Genomic DNA, 17,459 nt, shown 5'->3' with positions numbered 1-17,459 from the left:
CACCGCAACAACAGGAGACTTCGCATGAACACAGCGCCCCAAAAACAACGGACCAATTGGTTTCAGCAGTTGCAAGAGTTCGAAGCAAAGCGCCCCGCCATCCGCAAGGCCGGTATCGAGGCACTGAACCGCCTGGTCCCTGTCGCCCTGCGCGGTACAGGCCAGAGCGCCGTTGTCGGCCGTTTCCTGCTCGGGCTCTACAACGGCCACGACTACCCATTCGTGCTGACAAGCCTGCGCGGCCTCGACACGGGGTTGTTCGATGACTGCCTGGCCGTCCTGCAAATGGATTTCTCACCTGAACAGGAGGTGCACACCTACTTCCCCAACGGCGACGCCATATGGGCAGAACTGATCAGGGCTTGGGCATGAAGTGGGCGCCGAAGCGCAATAGAGACGGGCAAGCGCAGCAGAACTGCTGGATTACCGACAGCGGCTACACCGTCGCCGAGTGCCGGTTGCCAGAAGCGCGATACCCGATCACTCGCCCAGGCGGTGAGCTGCCTTTCGCTTATGCGAAGGACCGGGACGAAGTCATAGCGATCATCAAGCAAGACCAGGCCACAACGGCCTGAAAGATGGTGTCGAGGAGCGCCAACTCCCCGACACCTACCACCACTAAGGAGCAGCACCATGCAAGCACAGAACCCAAGCAGCAGCGCCGTAGAGGCTAGCACGAACCCTTTGAAAGTCGGCGACGATGTTTCCTTTGTCGTCGCCAGGACCATGGCGCGCAGTGTTGAATTCAGCGTGCGCAAGGGCACCATCAAGGCGATTGAAGACCAGGTCGCGCTGGTGGAATCACGCCACGGCCAGAGCTTGCAGCCACTCAACAAGCTCAGCCGTGAAGGCGAACCCAATGCACTCACCAAAGCCTTGTTGGGGGGGCGCGAAGATGCTTAAGCGCACCCTCACCCATTTCCACCTGTGCTGCGGGCTCGGTAGCGGCGCCGCCGGGTTCAGCGACTCCAAGCCCACCCTTGGCCCAGTCCAAGCAGAATGGCGATGCCTGGGAGGCGTTGACGTTGACCCGGCCGGGTTGCGTGACTTCCAGATGATGACTGGCGTACCTGGCACGCTGATGGACTTGTTTACCCGTCAGCAGTACATCGCCTTTCATGGGCAGCAGCCGCCCGCCGATTGGAAGGAGGCCACCGCCGAGGATCTGCGCCGCGCCGCTGGCAATGAAGACCCTGACGCCGTGTTCATCAGCAGCCCTTGCAAAGGCGCATCGGGCTTGCTGTCGGAAACAATGAGCCAGACGCCGAAATATCAGGCGCTTAACGAGCTGACGTTGCGCTGTGTCTGGCTGATGTGTGAGGCCTGGAAGCACAACCCCGTGTCGCTGATCGTGTTCGAAAACGTGCCCCGCCTGGCAACCCGTGGGCGGCACTTGCTGGACCAGATCAACAAGCTGCTGCGCCACTACGGATACGCCGTGGCCGAGACCACCCATGACTGTGGCGAAATCGGCGGATTAGCCCAAAGCCGTAAGCGTTTTCTGTTGGTCGCCAGGCACGTCGAAAAAGTACCGGCGTTCCTGTATGAACCGGAAAAACGCAGTCTGCGGGCCGTGGGCGACGTGCTGAGCCGCATGCCACTGGCAGGTGACGTGGAGCAGGCTGGGCCTATGCATCGGGTGCCGGCGTTGCAGTGGAAGACATGGGTACGCCTGGCCCTGGTTGAGGCCGGAAAGGACTGGCGCAGCCTGAGTCGGTTCGCGATCGAGGACGGCCATCTGCGCGATTTTGTAATCGTGCCGGAGTACCGCGCCGGTTATCTCGGTGTACATGAGTGGCAGGACACCGCCGGAACCGTGGCCGGCCGGTCGAGCCCTACCAATGGAAAATTCTCAGTAGCCGACCCACGGCCGGCGAGTAAATTTGAATACACCCAATACGGTGTGCTGCCCTACAACCGCCACTGCGGCGTGGTCACAGGCCAGCGAAGCCCTGGGCAAGGGACGTTCAGCGTTGCAGACCCGCGTATGAGCGGAGAACGGCATAACAATGTGTTCCGCGTGGTTCACAACGACCAGGCCGCCGGCACCGTCACCGCAGGGCATGGGCCAAGCTCCGGAGGCCAGGCCGTGGCTGACCCTCGGCAACCCTCCAAGGGCTTCGGCAAGTACCTGGTAACCGACTACAGCAAGCCGGCCGGTACCGTCATCGCCGGCAGCACCACCGGGCAAGGCGCTTTTGCCGTCGCGGACCCTGCCTATAAGAACTGGCACCCAGGGGCCAGCTCGCAAAAGTTGCGCATCACCCCCTGGGATGACAACGCCAGGACTGTGACCGGCTCACAACAGGTTGCCAGCGGAGCCCTATCCATCGCAGATCCGCGCCCGGGCATGTTCCGCACGAAGGGCGATGCCTATTTGACCGGTGGTCATTACGGGGTAGTCAACTGGAAGGATCCGGCAGGCGCTGTTTCCGCCAGTGCCTGCCACGACAACGGTCGGTGGTCGGTTGCGGACCAGCGTATGCCGGCGCCCAACGACAGGCTGACCTGCATGATCACCAGCCTAGACGGGACCTGGCACCGCCCCTTCACCACGCTGGAGCTGGCTGCGCTGCAATCGCTGTTCGATCCGGAGGAGCACTGGTCAGCAGATCCGCAGACCGCGCATGAAATCCGTGTGATGCAGCGTGTTCGCAAGATCGAGCAGGCGCGGTTCTTTCAACTGGACGGTGTCAACGACGGCCTTCACCGGGAGCGCATCGGCAATGCGGTGCCACGGGCGGCGGCGAAGGCGATGGCCGATGTGTTCGGTATGACGCTGCTGCTCGCCGAGGCTGGGGAGACGTTCATGCTCAGCAACGTGTCGATTTGGGTGCAGCCGGTGGCGATTGCGTTGAGTGTGGCTCAGCAGGAGGTTGGTCATGTCTGACCTCTTTTTCTTGCAGGACAGCCGCAGTAACGTCGGTAGCCGAGCCACGTTTTGGCGCAACGGTGGCGGCTACACCTCGAATCTCAATGAGGCAGAACAGTTCACGTGGGAACGTGCAGTGAAGCAGTACGAGAGCAGACAAACCGACCTACCGTTGCCCGTGAGCTACACGCGGTCTCGGTCAGAAACGGGAGTTGATTGCCAATACCTCACCCGCTCCGAAGCTGAGGCCAACCGCAACACGGACGGCCGTTTCTATGTGGCATATGCACGCGACTGGGATGGAAACGATCTGGTCTGGCTCGGGGGGGCTGGTCCGACGGCCAATCTGGAAGACGCAATACACCCCGGCGGCGAGGATGCATTTAATTACCGGTCGCAAGGATTTGATCTCTGGCCTTGCGGCTACATTGCCGCTCGTTCGCGCCCGGTTGTGCGGGCTTCGTTGCTCGATCACAAACAGGCGCTCCGGGAGGCCGGCCTGCGGTTGCCCAAGATCAAGGTCCAGCGCACAAGGACATACAGTAATCTCACTAACTGCGACGGCTGCGGACGCTTCCTGAGCGAGCGTCAGCGCTTCGACGACTGCCCGAACTGCGGCGCGAGGAATGCACCATGACCGTATACCTTTTGCTTTACCTGTGCGCGGATGCGACCCGTACGGATTGCCAGGTGGTAAGGGCTGATAGCTGGAACGGTCCTTCCGCCTACGAGCAATGCGCCGAAGTCGTGCCACGTCTGACCGAGACGTTGACTGCGCACAACCGAAAGCGGCATCGGTTCGTTTGCGAAATCCAGGCTGAAGTTGCACAACCGGCAGGACGTGCCGCCCGACCGACGCTCATTCATCAATCGTTTCGGATGTGAGGGACATCATGAAGACAGCCTTTATCCTGATGGCCCAGTACGACGGCCAGGCGATTATCTCGCTGGAGCAGGTCTGCCGGGACTACTTCACGCACCTGACGCCTGACATGTTTCAACGCAAGGTGATGAGCGGGCAGATCAAGATCCCCATCACCCGCCTGGAACGCAGCCAGAAGTCGGCCAAGGGGATCCATATCACCGACCTGGCCGCGTATCTCGATTTACAGCGCGCAGCCGCGGTTAAGGAGAACAATCAGCTCAACGGGTTAAAACACGCCGTTTGAGCCACTTCATTGATGCGGCGCCCAGTTGGACGGGCGCCCTCAATATCTCTTCGTACCATCCCCACTTCACATAGCGATCACCCTTGCCACGTAGGTGGGTGTAGCGCCTCAGCGAATTCCAATCCCTGTGTCCTGAAACGCTCGACACCCGGGGAATATCCCAGTCCATTTCGAACAGACGGCTTACACCTTCGTGCCGGAGGTCATGGAAGTGCAGATCCTGGATATTCAAGAGCTTGCAGGCCTTCGCCCAGGACGTGGAGATTGATTCAGGGCTGTAGGGGAAAATATCCTCCCCGGCACGGGGCATAGTCTGGAGGATCTTCCAGGCCTCGTCTGGCAGGTAACACCACACGTCGTTGCCGATCTTCTGGCCTGGGTTCTTCATGTCGCGAACCAACACGCGCTGGCCGGGCTCGTCGAGGTCGTCCCAGCGAATCCGGGTGATTTCGTCGAGACGGCGCGTCGAAAACAGCGCGAAGCCCACCACTTTCATCATGTTGATGATGCTTCGACGCCGAGCCTGCATGTCCTGGTAATGCTTCATGAGCTTGCCCAGCTCGTCCAGCGTAGGGCGCCGGTCACGCTCCCGGCTTTTCAAGTTGTAGCCGAGCTTGCGTAGTACGCGCCGTGCGCCACCCATCGCCATAGGATCGAGCTGATAACCCCACGCGTCTTTGCCAATGGACAGCACCGCACCGAGGTGCGCCAGGTCGTTGCCAGCGGTCTGCGCCTGGACGCCTCCCCCCTCGGGGCTCATTCGCCACAGCGCATAATCGACCAGGCACTGGGTGTTGATATCGGTATCAGCCAACTTGCCCATGTACGTTTCGCCGATGGCCGAAAGGGTTGCACGTTTGGTCTTTCCCAGCGGCCGGGCTTTCTCGACCTCGACCAGGTACTGATCGATCATGTCTTTGAGCGTGACGCCTTTTCGGTTCGCTCGCTCAATTGCACCTGGTTCATCCAGTTCGGATTCTCGCTTGCGCGCCCAGGCCTGCGCCGCCTGTTTCCGGGCGAAGGTCTGGCTCTCTTGGTAGACTGTTACCTTGTCGCGGTTGATGCGGATCTGAGCTGTGTAGCTGATGGTGCCGTCGGCCTTTTTGCGTAATCTGATCGTTGCCATGAGAATTGGTACACGTACTGTTTCGGTTGGTACATTGTACCAACCGCTTGGTAAAAACGCCCCAAAACCCCCGAAAATCGGTACGAAACGCGTTGAATACAAACACTGCAAAAACAGGCTCAAAGCTAGAGAATACGCGGCCTGAGCCGTCCCGGCGCTTCAGCGTGGCCCCCATGATGGATTGGACCGACGCCCACTGCCGCTACTTCCTGCGCATCCTCTCCAAACACGCCCTGCTCTACACCGAAATGGTCACCACCGGCGCGCTGCTCAACGGCGACCACGAACGCTTCCTGCGCCACCACGAAGCCGAACACCCCCTGGCCCTGCAACTGGGCGGCAGTGTCCCCGCCGACCTGGCCGCTTGCGCCCGTATGGCCCAAGAGCACGATTACGACGAGGTGAACCTCAACGTCGGCTGCCCCAGCGATCGGGTGCAGAACAATATGATCGGCGCCTGCCTGATGGGGCATCCAGCGTTGGTGGCTGACTGCGTGAAAGCCATGCGCGATGCCGTGTCGATTCCGGTGACGGTCAAGCATCGCATCGGCATCAACGGGCGAGACAGTTACGAGCAGTTGTGTGAGTTCGTCGGGACGGTGCGTGACGCTGGTTGCACGAGTTTTACCGTGCATGCGCGGATTGCGATTCTGGAAGGGTTATCGCCGAAGGAGAATCGCGATATTCCGCCGCTGCGTTATGACGTGGCCGCGCGGTTGAAGGCGGACTTTCCGGAGTTGGAGATTGTGCTCAACGGCGGGATCAAGACGCTGGAGGCGTGCCACGAACATTTGCAGACCTTCGACGGTGTGATGCTGGGGCGCGAGGCGTATCACAACCCGTATCTGCTGGCCGAAGTGGACCAGCAATTGTTCGGCAGCACTGCACCGATCATCACCCGGGCCGAGGCGCTGGCGCAGTTGCGGCCTTATATCGCCGATCACCTGGCGGCTGGCGGGGCGATGCATCACATCACCCGTCATGTGTTGGGGCTGGGCACCGGGTTCCCGGGGGCGCGGCGGTTTCGGCAGTTGTTGTCGGTGGACATTCACAAAACCAAGGACCCATTGGCGTTGCTGGATCAGGCGGGGCAGTTGCTGGAAGGCCGTTAACCGTCACTTGCTTTGAACCTGCGCGTTGTTTTGGCATCGTATCTACCGATACCGCCCCGGCCTTTCAAACAGCCGTTTTCAGGTTGTTGCCGCTGGGGCCGTCGATCCCCCTCCACGCCCTTGAGTGGCTGCCGGCCCTCGGGTAATGTCAACGGACCCATAGGACAGAGCACGCTCATGACTTCCAAGCTGGAACAACTCAAACAATTCACCACCGTCGTGGCCGACACCGGCGACTTCGAGGCCATCGCCCGCGTCAAACCCGTGGACGCTACCACCAACCCTTCCCTGCTGCTCAAGGCGTCAGCCATTCAGGGCTATGCCGAGCAACTGAACGCCTGCGTGGCGGACTGCAAGGGCGATGTGGGCCTGGCCAGCGACCGTTTTGCCGTGGCGGTCGGGCAAGAAATTCTGAAAGTGATCCCAGGGCGTATTTCCACCGAAGTGGACGCGCGCCTGTCGTTCGACACCGAGGCCATGTTGAAGCGTGCGCATCGTCTGATCGATCTGTACGAAAAGGCCGGCATTGGTCGGGATCGGGTGTTGATCAAGATTGCCTCCACCTGGGAAGGCATCCGTGCGGCCGAGCAGTTGGAGCGTGAAGGCATCCAGTGCAACCTGACGCTGCTGTTCTCCTTCGCCCAGGCCGCCGCCTGCGCCGATGCCGGGGTGTTCCTGATTTCGCCGTTCGTGGGCCGTATCTACGACTGGTACAAGAAAGCCAATGGCAACGACTACACCGGCGCTGATGACCCGGGCGTACAGTCGGTGACGCGCATCTACAACTACTACAAGGCCAATGACTACAAGACCGTGGTCATGGGCGCAAGCTTCCGCAACCTCAACCAGATCGAACAACTGGCCGGGTGCGACCGCTTGACCGTCAGCCCGGACCTGCTGGAGAAACTGGCCGCCGACGAAGGCAAGCTGGAGCGCAAGCTGGCGCCAGGGCAAGCTGGGGAGGCGCGCTTGAACCTCAACGAAGCGCAATTCCGCTGGTTGTCCAACGAGGACGCCATGGCGACCGAGAAACTGGCTGAAGGTATTCGTCAGTTTGCCCGGGACCAGGAGAAGCTGGAGGCGTTGCTGCAAGCCAAGCTTTGAGCTGATTCAGCCGGCATGCAAAAAGGGCGAACCTGGTTGGGTTCGCCCTTTTTTATGCGGCTTGGCTTAAGGGATGTGGCGGGTCGACAAACGCCATCGCGAGCAAGCTCGCTCCCACAGGGGATGTCAGAACGCCACAAAACCTGTGGGAGCGAGCTTGCTCGCGATGAAGCCGGTGCAGCCTACGCAAAGCCCAAGGCTCAAGGCCGCTCCAGCGCATTCACCAGATCATGGAAGGCTTCACGATTGGAATCGTTGAGCCCCATGAGAATCTTGTGGGCCTCGAGCACCTTGATCCGCACTTCCTCTTCGGACTGATCCTGATCAGGCAGGTCGTCCAGGCATTCAGGACACGGCACGGGGTCGCCCACGATGTTGAACACCTGGTCGAAGCCCATCGATTGCAGCAGACGGGTGATGTCGTTGTGGGTGGTGACGACGGTCGGCAGCAGGCCGACCTTTTGCCGCGACAGGATCGACAACTTGGCCAGCAGGCCCAATGTGGTGCTGTCGATGCTGCGGGTTTCGGTCAGGTCGATCACGATGGCGCTGAAGTTCAGCGCGGTGAAGATCCGCTCAATAGTCGCATCCAGCGCCGAACACAGGGTCAGGCGCACTTCACCGACAAACTTCAGGACAAAGGTGCCATCCTGCTCGGCGAATTGGATTCTACCGGTACTCATCAAAGGTTCCTGCTCAACACTAACAGGGCGATATCATCCGGCATCTCCCCGAGCGTGGCTAATCCAAACACTTGACGCAAGCCTTCCAGGCTGCCGCCCGCTGCACTCACCCGTTCAGGCAAGGCTGCTTCTTTCTCTTTGAGTGTAGGTTCTGTCAAAAGGTCCAAAATGCCATCAGACATCAGCGTCAGGCTGAAGGTCGGCGGCAATTCCAGCACGTGGTCCTCGTAGGTGGCCTCGTTGAACAGGCCCACCGGCAAGCCACGCCCTTCCAGGTAACGAACACTGTCTGGCGTGTACAACACAGGCAACGGCAGGTGACCGCCGATGCTATAGGTCAACAAACCCGTCTCCTCGTCGATGACGCCACCCACCATTGTGACGTGTTTACCCAGCTTACAACTGATCAGGCCTCGGTTGATATGCCCAAGGACTTCCGACGGCTTGAACTCTGGCAACGTGCCGTTGCGCTTGGATTCGAACAGCAGCCGCGTGGTCATGAACTTCAGCAGCACGGTCACGAATGCCGAGGACGCCCCATGGCCGGAAACGTCCGCCAGGTAGAACGCCACTCGACGCTCGTCGACCCGGAAATAGTCCACGAAGTCGCCAGACAGGTACAACGACGGGATGATCTGGTGGGCAAAACGGAAATCATCGACGGCCCAAGGGCTGACCGGCAGCATGTTCATCTGCACCTGGCGACCGGCGTTCTGGTCTTCCTGCAACAGGTTCAGGCTGGCTTCCAGCTCGCGGTTGGCGGTTTCCAGCTTTTCGCGGTAGCGCTGGTTTTCCACCAACAGGCGCGAACGGTCCAAGGCCCGGCGCACCGAATGCTCGAGCACCGCCAGGTCTTCAAGGGGCTTGATCAGGTAATCCGCCGCACCCAGGCGCAATGCCTCGACCGCGTCGTTCATCACGCCCGCACCCGAAACCACGATCACCGGGGTCTGCGAGGAAATCTCGGTCACCTGGCGAATGAGTTCGAGTCCGCCCATCTGCGGCATGCGCAGGTCGCAGATGACCAGGTCGGGCTTGTCTTGCTCGAATACCTGAAGACCCTGTTGGCCATTGCTGGCCTGCAGGACGCTGAAACCACTGTCTTCCAAGTAGGCTGCGAGACTGGCTCGCACCACTTCGTCATCATCGATTATCAGCAGCGTGGCACTGGTTTTTGGCATGTGGGCAAACGGCGCCAGAATTAGGTTGGCGTAGCGGGCTGGGCGGTCGGGCCTGGCACGCACTACTGGATTCGCTTTCTAGCCTCTCTGTCGTCCGGTTTCAGGCCCTTGCCCTACACACCGTAACATCAGAGGTGCCCTTCTAAGGCGCAGACGGTACTCCCATCCGCGGGGTGTTTCAAGCTCATGCAGATAGCCGCTTGCCGTCTTTATTTGTCAAAGCACAGAGAGTTATAAGAACCGAGCGAAGCGTAACTCAATGGAAGGATCAAACCCGATCAAGCACGGCTCCGAAACACAGAAGGCGGCCTTTTGGGCCGCCTTCTGTGGATTTACAGGTCGAGATTAAAAATCGTCTTCGACCTGGCCGTCCTTGACCTTGAATTCGCGGTTCTGCAGGTAGGCGTTGCGGATGAACACGTACTTGTCGCCGCTCACCATCTTCTCGGCCGATAACAGGCTGGCGCGGGTGTCGACGACGTTCAGGCCTCGAATGGAGTTACGCACCGAGACGTTATCGATATAGCGATACGGGGCAGTGTAGTCATCGACCAGTTTGGCCGGCGCATCACGCAGGGTACTTGGCCCCAGCAACGGCAGCATCACGTACGGACCACTGCCCAGGCCCCAATAGCCGAGGGTCTGGCCGAAATCTTCATCGCTGCGCTGCAAGCCCATCTGGCTGCCCACGTCAAAGAAGCCCAGCAGGCCGAAGGTGGTGTTGAAGATCAATCGGGCGGTGTCGACCCCTGCGGCGGCCGGCTTGGCCTGCAGTACGTTGTTGGCCAGGTTGCCCACATCGCCGATGTTGCGGAACATATTGTGGATGCCGTCTTCGAGGAATTGCGGCGTCACGTATTGATAACCCTGGGCCAGTGGCTTGAGCGCATAGGTATCCACGGTGTCGTTGAACGTGAAGATCGGACGGTTGATGCTTTCCCAAGGATCTTCTTCCGTAGCGGCCTGGGTGGCGAACGGAACCAGCAGGACGCAGGCGGGAAGACACAGCTGAGCTAAACGATGGCTCCAGCGCATAGGGGGAGAACTCCTTGGATGTGTTCAGGCAAGGGCGCCGAGCCCAGGCGGTAGCGGGCTAGTATAAGACGGAACGCGTGGATAGGCAGCACCCAAAAACACGCAGGCTGTAGGACTCTTCCACGACTGGCGTCCTTCATTTCACTGTCACCGGACTGTCATCGCCGCCTATTAGGCTGCTGGTTATTTCAAGGACGTTCCCATGCCCCGTGCTGAAGCCCTGCCCCTCCCCGTCCCCAGCCTGACGGCCGTACTGTTTGGCCTCAGCGGATGCCTGGTGGATTTCGGCGCACGCATCCGTCAGCCAGGGACCGCACCGGATGAGCATGCACAGCCGACCCCTGGCGCCCTTGAGAGCTTGCACCATTTGCAGCACCAGGACATTCCCTGCGCCTGGCTCGACGAATTGCCACCTGCCATCAGCCATGCCCTGGCGGCCTCACTGCCAGCGTGGGTCAAACCGCCGCAACTTCCAGCAACAAATAATCCGTGGCCGGCACCGCATGCCTGCTGGCAGGCCCTGATGACGTTGAACGTCCAGCAACTGGACGGTTGCGTGCTGGTCAGCGGCGAACCAAAACTCCTGCAGTCGGGGCTCAACGCCGGTCTATGGACCATCGGCCTGGCGTCCTGCGGCTCGCTATGCGGCCTGACACCGGGCGAATGGCAGGCACTGAGCCAACAGGAACGGGAAACCAAGCGTGCCAAGGCCACCGTGCAATTGTTCAGCCTAGGCGTGCATTCGGTGATCGATCACCTGGGTGAGCTCGAAACCTGCCTGGCCGATATCAGCCTGCGCAGGCTAAAAGGCGAGAAGCCCTGACCGGGATCATGCAGGGCGCGTGAGTGTGGATTACTCTTAAGGTAGGCCATGGACTTTTGACGTCGTGTCGCGGTCCATGGCTGTGCCTATCAATAAAGGGAGTACACCAATGCCTGCCCGTGAATTGCAAGAACAGCTCAACACACTGCGCGAGCAATTGGACCAGAATCCACCCCTGTCCGAAGCCGAACGCGCCGACCTGCAGGCGCTGATGGAACAGATCGAATTTGAGCTTGAGCTGGAAACCAAAACACAGGACACCAACCTCGCCGACAATGTGAACCTGGCCGTCGAACGCTTCGAACTGGAACACCCCACCCTTGCCGGGACCTTGCGCAACATTGTGCAAGCCTTGGGCAATATGGGGATCTGACCCCTTTAAATGCAAAAAGCCCTGCTATCACGAGCGGGGCTTTTTAATGTCGGCGATCTGAAATGCAATCCATTGTGGGCGCGAGCTTACTCGCGATAGCGGTGTGTCAGCCGACATCAATGTCGAATGTACCGGACTCATCGCGATCAAGCTCGCTCCCACAAGAGCTCACTTTCACAAGGAACGTTTATTGACGGACCAGACGGTGGTTCGGCAGTTGGACATCTTCGGTGCTGCGATACGGGTTGATATCCAGCCCACCACGACGCACATACCGCGCGTACACGGTCAATTTCTCTGGTTTGAGCAACCGCTGCAGGTCGAGAAAGATTCGCTCCACGCATTGTTCATGGAAATCCGAATGCTGGCGGAAGCTGACGATGTAGGCCAGCAGGCTGGCCGGGTCCAAGGCCGCGCCGCGGTATTCCACCGCCACGCTGCCCCAGTCGGGCTGGCTGGTCACCGGGCAGTTGGACTTGAGCAGGTGGCTGTGCAGGCTTTGTTCGACAATGCGCGAAGCATCGCAGCGCAGCAGCTCTGGCCGCGGGTGCGCGTAGGAGTCGACGCTGATGTCCAGATCGTCGATGCATGTACCGGGCAGCGCCACGATGCCTTCACGCTCCACGTCCTTGAGGCTGCGGATTCGCACACCCACGGCTTTGCCGGCAGCCGCCGACAGGTCTTGGCGCAGTGTGGCTTCCAGGCTGGCGGTATCGGCAAACGGAGTCTGGTTCAAGGAGTTGAGGTACAGCTTGAAGGATTTGGACTCGATGATATTCGGCGAATCCGCCGGGATCGCGAATTCACCGATGGCCACCACCGGCTTGCCGGACGGCAGCAGCCACGACAGCTCGAAGCAGTTCCAGAAATCCACACCCTTGTACGGCAGGGTCTCGGCCGTCAGGCCCAGTTCCGCCCATTTCGCCGTGCGCGGGATCGGGAACAGCAGTGACGGCGTGTAGGTGGCGATGTATTCGCTGGATTTGCCCAGCGGCGAATGTTCGGCTGCGGGATGCATGACGGAAACCTGACTGAAGAATCAGCCGATTCTATCAGCCTTTGCCGCAGCCTTTGAGTGCTTACTGACTGACTGTCAGGTCGCCCTTCATCCCGGCCTGGTAATGACCGGGGACATTGCAGGCAAATTCCAGCCGGGTTGCCTTATCAAAAGCCCAGGTCAGCTCGGCGGACTTGCCCGGCTCAACCAGCACGCTGTTAGCGTCATCGTGGCGCATCATGCCGTCTTTACCACCGTGCTCCATCGAGGCCGGATTCATCGAGGCATGGTCCATTCCCGACTTCATCCCGGTCGGCGTCAACATGCCGCTCTGTTGCATCTTGAGCATTTCCTGCTGGTGCTGGGCGTGCATCGCGGCGTTACCGAGGTTGAATTCGTGCAACAACTGGCCTTTATTGATCAGTACAAACCGCACCGTCTCGCCTGCCTTGATATCCAGCGCGCCAGGATTGAACGACATGTCGCCCATCACCACCTCGATGGTGCGACTGGCCTTGGCCGCCGGTGCGGGCTGGCCGAAATCAAAGTGCGCACCGGGAGATGCCCACAACGAGGTACTCAATACCCACGCAGAGGCGGCCAGGATCAGACGGTTTACCATCAACATGTTCATACTCCGACAAGGTAAGGTTCAACTTGCCCAAGACTCTAGATCGGTGCGGCTGCCAATTGACTGACTGTTGCATTACAACTCTGTCAGGTTGTGCCACGGCCCCGGCCGCCGCGGTATAACGCCCACGTTCAAACCATGCCCTGAGCTGCCCATGAAACTGCTGATCGTCGAAGACCAAACCAAAACCGGCCAATACCTGCGCCAGGGCCTGGGCGAAGCCGGGTTCAACGCCGACCTGGTGGCCGACGGCATCACCGGCCAGCAACTGGCCTTGAGCGGTGAATACGCCTTGCTGATCCTCGACGTGATGTTGCCCGGTCGCGATGGCTGGCAGATCCTGCAAGCCGTTCGTGGCGCCGGGCTGGATACGCCGGTGCTGTTCCTCACCGCGCGGGACGCGGTACAGGATCGGGTCCATGGCCTGGAGCTCGGCGCCGATGATTATCTGGTCAAGCCCTTTGCCTTTTCCGAATTGCTGGCCCGGGTGCGCAGCCTGTTGCGGCGAGGCAGTTCGACACAACAGGAAACCACCCTGCAACTGGCCGACTTGCGCCTGGACCTGATCCGCCGCCGCGTCGAACGCAGCGGTCGGCGCATCGATCTCACTGCCAAGGAGTTCGCCTTGTTGGAAATGCTTCTACGCCGCCAGGGTGAAGTGCTGCCCAAATCGCTGATCGCGTCCCAGGTCTGGGACATGAACTTCGACAGCGATACCAACGTCATCGAAGTCGCCATCCGGCGTCTGCGGCTCAAGATCGACGATGACTTCCCCAACAAACTCATCCACACCGTGCGGGGCATGGGTTATGTGCTTGAAGAGCATGGCCTGTGAGGGGCCGGTGGTCGCTGAGCAGCCGCCTGGCGCTGCTGTTCGCCGCCTGCACCGCGGTGGTGTCCTTGTTCGCCGGGGTCTTGTTCAGCCGCGGCAGCGAGGCGCACTTCATCGAGCTGGACCAGCAACTGCTCGAAGGCAAGCTGATCGGCCTGCGCCGGGCGCTGCAAGACCTCGATGCTGAGCAGACCCAGGCTCGCCTGGAAGATGAACTGAGCCGTCAGGCCGACCTGGCGCTGCGCATCAAGGGCAGCGATGGCGTGCGCTGGTACGACAGCTCGATCCGGATTCCAGCTCAATTGCCAGAGCGTCCCGGCCTGTCGACTCTCAGCGATGCCGACACCGATTACCGCGTATTGAACGCCCCGCTGTATCCCGACCGAGCCAATTCGCCGCAACTGACCCTGTTGCTGGACATCACCCACCACCAGCACTTCCTGCAACGCATGCAGCGCCTGATCTGGCTGACTGTCGGCCTCTCGGCCCTGGCCACCGCCCTGCTCGGCGCCTGGGCCGCCCGACGGGCCTTGCGCCCCTTACGACGCATGGGCGCCATTGCCGGCAGTGTCTCGGCCCGCTCACTCAACGCCCGACTGCCCGAAGAGCAAATGCCCGCGGAACTGGCGGAATTGGCCCACAGCATCAACGCCATGCTCGCACGCCTCGACGATGCGTTTCAGCGGCTCTCAGGGTTCTCAGCCGACATTGCCCACGAACTGCGCACGCCGCTGTCGAACCTGCTGACCCACACCCAGGTCACCCTCACCCGCGAACGCCCCTTGGAGGATTACCGCGAGGCGTTGCACAGCAACCTCGAAGAACTGCAATGGATGGCGCAACTGGTCAACGACATGCTGTACCTGGCCAAGGCCGACCACGGCTTGCTGGCGCTCAATCGCGAACCGCTGCAATTGGCCGAGGAAGTGGACGTGCTGCTGGACTTCTTCGCGCCGCTGGCCGAAGACACCAGCGTACGCCTGGGCCGCGAGGGCGATGGCCGCATGGAGGGTGACCGCAACATGTTGCGCCGGGCGCTCTCCAACCTGCTGGACAACGCCCTGCGCTTCACCCCCGCTGGCGGCGAAGTGCGAGTGCGCATTGTCGATGCGACTCAAGGGGTGAGCGTTAGTGTGGAGAACACGGGCGAAGGGATTGCAGCGGACTTGCTGCCGCGCCTGTTCGACCGTTTCTACCGCGCCGACCCGGCCCGCCGGGAGGGCAGCAGCGAACACGCGGGGCTCGGACTGGCCATCACCCGCTCGATCATCCGTGCCCACGGCGGGCAGATTCACTGTGAATCGGCCGATGGCTGGACGCGGTTCCTGCTCGAGCTACCGAAGGCAAGCCAGCCCTGACACAAAACCCTGTGGCGGGGGGATTTATCCCCGCTGGGCCGCGAAGCGGCCCCAAGACAGTCAATTCAACCTATCTGATATACCGAGCTATCAGGGTTTAGGGCTGCTTCGCAGCCCAGCGGGGATAAATCCCCTCGCCACAAGGGTCTCGCGACCATCCCGGAGTTATCAGGAATACCGCAACGCCTGCGCCGGTTCGATCTTCGCCGCGCGCCACGCTGGGTACACCGTGGCGAGGAAGCTCAGGATGAACCCGGCCGAGCAGATCAGCACCACATCACCCCGCTGCAGCTCCGACGGCAGGTTACTGACGAAGTACACATCGGAACTGAAGATGTGCTGGCCGCTGACCCGTTCCAGCCAGCCCACCATCGCGCTGACGTTCAACGCCGCGATCACCCCCAGCACGCCACCTATGAGCGTGCCGACGATGCCGATCACCGTGCCCTGGACCATGAAGATCGCCATGATCTGCCGCGGCGTGGCGCCGATGGTGCGCAGGATCGCGATGTCCGCGCCCTTGTCGTTCACCACCATGATCAACGTGGCGATGATGTTGAACGCCGCCACCGCGACGATCATCAGCAACAGCAAGCCAATCATGGTTTTTTCCATTTTCATGGCGCTGAACAGGCTGCCCTGGGTGTGGGTCCAGTCGTCAGCCTTGTAATCCGCCCCAAGGCCGGCGGCGATGTCGCCGGAGACTTTCGGCGCCGCGTACAAGTCTTTCACCGCCAGGCGCACGCTTTGTACCTGGTTCGGCTGCCAATGCTGCATCTGCGCGGCGTCAGCCAGGTGGATCAGCGCCATGGAGCCGTCCAGCTCGGCGCCCACCTTGAACACCCCCACGACATTCAAGCGCTGCATCCGCGGGGTGATGCCACCCGGCGCGGTGCTGACTTCCGGCACGATCAACGTCAGTTTGTCACCGACATTCAAGCGAAACCGCCGGGCCGTGATCTCGCCAATGACCACACCGAACTCGCCCGGCTTCAGGGCATCGAGACGCCCCTGGACGATATGCTGTGCAACGATGGACACCTTGCCTTCCTGGGCCGGATCGACGCCGCTGATCTGGATCGGCTGCATCGAACCTTTATGGCTCAACATGCCTTCCATCTCGGTGAACGGCACGGCAGCGGTCACTTCGGGGTTTTTCAGCGCCGCGGCGGCCACCGGCTGCCAGTCGTCGATCGGATTGACGCCGACGATCGTGGCATGGGGCACCATGCCGAGGATGCGCGAGCTCATTTCGCGCTGGAAGCCGTTCATCACCGACAACACCACGATCATCGCCAGCACCCCCAGGGCGAGGCCGATCATCGAGGTCATGGAGATGAACGAAACAAAGCGATTGCGGCGCTTGGCGCGGGTATAGCGCGTGCCGATAAAAATCGATAACGGTCTGAACATTCGCGGGGCACCGTATGAAAATAAAAGACCCGGCACGTGCATCGAGTGCCGGGTTGCGGTCGGTCAGATGGGCGTCAGGCAACCTTCCTGCAAGTGCAGGACGCGGTCCATCTGCCGGGCCAGGTTCATGTCGTGGGTCACCACCAGGAACGCCGTGCGCATCGACGTGCTGAGCTCCAACATCAAGTCCTGGATGCCTTGGGCGGTGTGGGAGTCCAGGTTGCCGGTCGGCTCATCGAGCATCACCAGGCCAGGCTTGTTGACCAGGGCCCGGGCGATCGCCACGCGCTGGCGCTCGCCACCGGATAGCTCGGCCGGCTTGTGTTCCAGGCGATGCCCCAGCCCTACCCGCTCCAACAACGCCGTGGCGCGCTGACGGGCTTCAGGAATCGCCGTGCGGCCGATCAGCAGCGGCATGCAGACGTTTTCCAGGGCGGTGAACTCGGGCAGCAAATGGTGGAACTGGTAGACAAAGCCCAGGGAACGGTTGCGCAGCAGCCCACGGGCCTTCTCGTTCAGCGCAGACAGCTCTTCGCCGGCCAGCCAGACACTGCCGGCGGTCGGCGTATCCAGCCCGCCCAGCAGGTTGAGCAAGGTACTTTTGCCCGACCCGGAGGTGCCGACAATCGCCACGCGCTCGCCCGGGTGCAGCTCCAGTTGCAGGCCCGACAACACCACCACCGACTCCGGGCCTTCCTCGTAGGATTTGCCCAGGTTGCGGCAGCTCAAGATTGCTTTTTCACTCATGCC

21 protein-coding genes are annotated in these 17,459 nt (G+C 60.9%); 13 read left to right on the top strand and 8 right to left on the bottom strand.

Annotated features, from left to right (window positions below; translation table 11 throughout):
- The first annotated feature begins 24 nt into the window (after window positions 1–24).
- The 7 genes from ACMTA2_RS10720 to ACMTA2_RS10690 are packed head-to-tail and all read left to right on the top strand — an operon-like array spanning window position 25 to window position 4,041.
- Window positions 25–372, top strand: coding sequence for a DUF7673 family protein (locus tag ACMTA2_RS10720; RefSeq protein ID WP_413794814.1), 348 nt, complete (start codon window positions 25–27; stop codon window positions 370–372).
- Window positions 342–575, top strand: a complete 234-nt coding sequence (locus tag ACMTA2_RS10715) for a hypothetical protein (protein ID WP_413794813.1) — start codon at window positions 342–344, stop codon at window positions 573–575. Before ACMTA2_RS10720 ends, ACMTA2_RS10715 begins: the two co-directional genes overlap by 31 nt.
- Before the next feature lie 58 nt (window positions 576–633).
- Window positions 634–903: a hypothetical protein gene (locus tag ACMTA2_RS10710; RefSeq protein WP_413794812.1), complete on the top strand. Its 270-nt coding sequence runs from the start codon at window positions 634–636 to the stop codon at window positions 901–903.
- Window positions 896–2,890: a DNA cytosine methyltransferase gene (locus ACMTA2_RS10705; protein WP_413794811.1), complete on the top strand. Its 1,995-nt coding sequence runs from the start codon at window positions 896–898 to the stop codon at window positions 2,888–2,890. Before ACMTA2_RS10710 ends, ACMTA2_RS10705 begins: the two co-directional genes overlap by 8 nt.
- Complete coding sequence (locus tag ACMTA2_RS10700; RefSeq protein ID WP_258690709.1) at window positions 2,883–3,509, top strand: hypothetical protein; 627 nt, start codon at window positions 2,883–2,885, stop codon at window positions 3,507–3,509. The genes ACMTA2_RS10705 and ACMTA2_RS10700 overlap by 8 nt, the downstream gene beginning before the upstream one ends.
- Window positions 3,506–3,757, top strand: a complete 252-nt coding sequence (locus ACMTA2_RS10695; RefSeq protein WP_258690708.1) for a hypothetical protein — start codon at window positions 3,506–3,508, stop codon at window positions 3,755–3,757. The genes ACMTA2_RS10700 and ACMTA2_RS10695 overlap by 4 nt, the downstream gene beginning before the upstream one ends.
- 8 nt (window positions 3,758–3,765) lie before the next feature.
- A complete protein-coding gene (locus tag ACMTA2_RS10690) occupies window positions 3,766–4,041 on the top strand; it encodes a pyocin activator PrtN family protein (RefSeq protein WP_413794810.1) in 276 nt (91 codons plus the stop codon).
- On the opposite strand, the gene ACMTA2_RS10685 is transcribed toward ACMTA2_RS10690, so the two are convergent.
- The gene (locus tag ACMTA2_RS10685; RefSeq protein WP_413794809.1) at window positions 4,016–5,167 is read right to left on the bottom strand and encodes a site-specific integrase; all 1,152 of its coding nucleotides are present in this window, start codon (window positions 5,165–5,167) and stop codon (window positions 4,016–4,018) included. The two genes, ACMTA2_RS10690 and ACMTA2_RS10685, sit on opposite strands and share 26 nt — an antisense overlap.
- A gap of 92 nt (window positions 5,168–5,259) precedes the next feature.
- On the opposite strand from ACMTA2_RS10685, the gene dusA reads away from it, so the two are divergent.
- Window positions 5,260–6,279: a tRNA dihydrouridine(20/20a) synthase DusA gene (gene dusA, locus ACMTA2_RS10680; RefSeq protein ID WP_413794808.1), complete on the top strand. Its 1,020-nt coding sequence runs from the start codon at window positions 5,260–5,262 to the stop codon at window positions 6,277–6,279.
- A gap of 177 nt (window positions 6,280–6,456) precedes the next feature.
- The gene (gene tal / locus ACMTA2_RS10675) at window positions 6,457–7,383 is read left to right on the top strand and encodes a transaldolase (protein WP_413794807.1); all 927 of its coding nucleotides are present in this window, start codon (window positions 6,457–6,459) and stop codon (window positions 7,381–7,383) included.
- A 200-nt stretch (window positions 7,384–7,583) separates the two neighbouring features.
- Here tal and rssC read toward each other — a convergent pair whose 3' ends face one another.
- The 3 genes from rssC to ACMTA2_RS10660 all read right to left on the bottom strand — a co-directional run bounded on the left by rssC (window position 7,584) and on the right by ACMTA2_RS10660 (window position 10,282).
- Entirely contained in the window at window positions 7,584–8,066 is a 483-nt protein-coding gene (gene rssC, locus ACMTA2_RS10670; protein ID WP_025212773.1) for an anti-sigma factor antagonist RssC, read from the bottom strand.
- The gene (gene rssB, locus ACMTA2_RS10665) at window positions 8,066–9,247 is read right to left on the bottom strand and encodes a two-component system response regulator RssB (RefSeq protein ID WP_413794806.1); all 1,182 of its coding nucleotides are present in this window, start codon (window positions 9,245–9,247) and stop codon (window positions 8,066–8,068) included. The genes rssC and rssB overlap by 1 nt, the downstream gene beginning before the upstream one ends.
- Before the next feature lie 345 nt (window positions 9,248–9,592).
- Window positions 9,593–10,282 carry an MlaA family lipoprotein gene (locus tag ACMTA2_RS10660; protein WP_413794805.1) on the bottom strand — a complete coding sequence of 230 codons (690 nt, stop codon included), beginning with the start codon at window positions 10,280–10,282 and terminating at the stop codon, window positions 9,593–9,595.
- A 202-nt stretch (window positions 10,283–10,484) separates the two neighbouring features.
- Between ACMTA2_RS10660 and pcrP the strand changes: the two genes are divergently transcribed.
- The gene (pcrP, locus tag ACMTA2_RS10655) at window positions 10,485–11,105 is read left to right on the top strand and encodes an HAD superfamily inactivated hydrolase PcrP (protein WP_413794804.1); all 621 of its coding nucleotides are present in this window, start codon (window positions 10,485–10,487) and stop codon (window positions 11,103–11,105) included.
- Window positions 11,106–11,214: 109 nt separating this feature from the next.
- Window positions 11,215–11,478, top strand: coding sequence for a DUF4404 family protein (locus ACMTA2_RS10650; protein WP_413794803.1), 264 nt, complete (start codon window positions 11,215–11,217; stop codon window positions 11,476–11,478).
- Window positions 11,479–11,665: 187 nt separating this feature from the next.
- Here ACMTA2_RS10650 and queF read toward each other — a convergent pair whose 3' ends face one another.
- Window positions 11,666–12,496: an NADPH-dependent 7-cyano-7-deazaguanine reductase QueF gene (gene queF / locus ACMTA2_RS10645; RefSeq protein WP_013692631.1), complete on the bottom strand. Its 831-nt coding sequence runs from the start codon at window positions 12,494–12,496 to the stop codon at window positions 11,666–11,668.
- A gap of 61 nt (window positions 12,497–12,557) precedes the next feature.
- Entirely contained in the window at window positions 12,558–13,103 is a 546-nt protein-coding gene (gene copI, locus ACMTA2_RS10640) for a copper-resistant cuproprotein CopI (RefSeq protein ID WP_413794802.1), read from the bottom strand.
- 157 nt (window positions 13,104–13,260) lie between these two features.
- Between copI and ACMTA2_RS10635 the strand changes: the two genes are divergently transcribed.
- Together ACMTA2_RS10635 and ACMTA2_RS10630 are read left to right on the top strand one after the other, a co-directional pair.
- Entirely contained in the window at window positions 13,261–13,941 is a 681-nt protein-coding gene (locus ACMTA2_RS10635; protein ID WP_413794801.1) for a heavy metal response regulator transcription factor, read from the top strand.
- Entirely contained in the window at window positions 13,938–15,296 is a 1,359-nt protein-coding gene (locus ACMTA2_RS10630) for a heavy metal sensor histidine kinase (protein WP_413794800.1), read from the top strand. Before ACMTA2_RS10635 ends, ACMTA2_RS10630 begins: the two co-directional genes overlap by 4 nt.
- A gap of 168 nt (window positions 15,297–15,464) precedes the next feature.
- Here the strand turns inward: ACMTA2_RS10630 and ACMTA2_RS10625 are convergent, their stop codons facing one another.
- Entirely contained in the window at window positions 15,465–16,709 is a 1,245-nt protein-coding gene (locus ACMTA2_RS10625) for a lipoprotein-releasing ABC transporter permease subunit (RefSeq protein WP_413794799.1), read from the bottom strand.
- Between the two features lie 63 nt (window positions 16,710–16,772).
- On the bottom strand, window positions 16,773–17,456 hold the full coding sequence (gene lolD, locus ACMTA2_RS10620; protein ID WP_162843734.1) for a lipoprotein-releasing ABC transporter ATP-binding protein LolD: 684 nt from the start codon (window positions 17,454–17,456) through the stop codon (window positions 16,773–16,775).
- Window positions 17,457–17,459 lie beyond the last annotated feature (3 nt).

Origin of the sequence: Pseudomonas medicaginis, assembly GCF_965119365.1 — a bacterium.
In the GTDB taxonomy this organism is placed as follows: Bacteria; Pseudomonadota; Gammaproteobacteria; order Pseudomonadales; family Pseudomonadaceae; genus Aquipseudomonas.
This window is presented reverse-complemented; position numbering and strand designations above follow the sequence as displayed.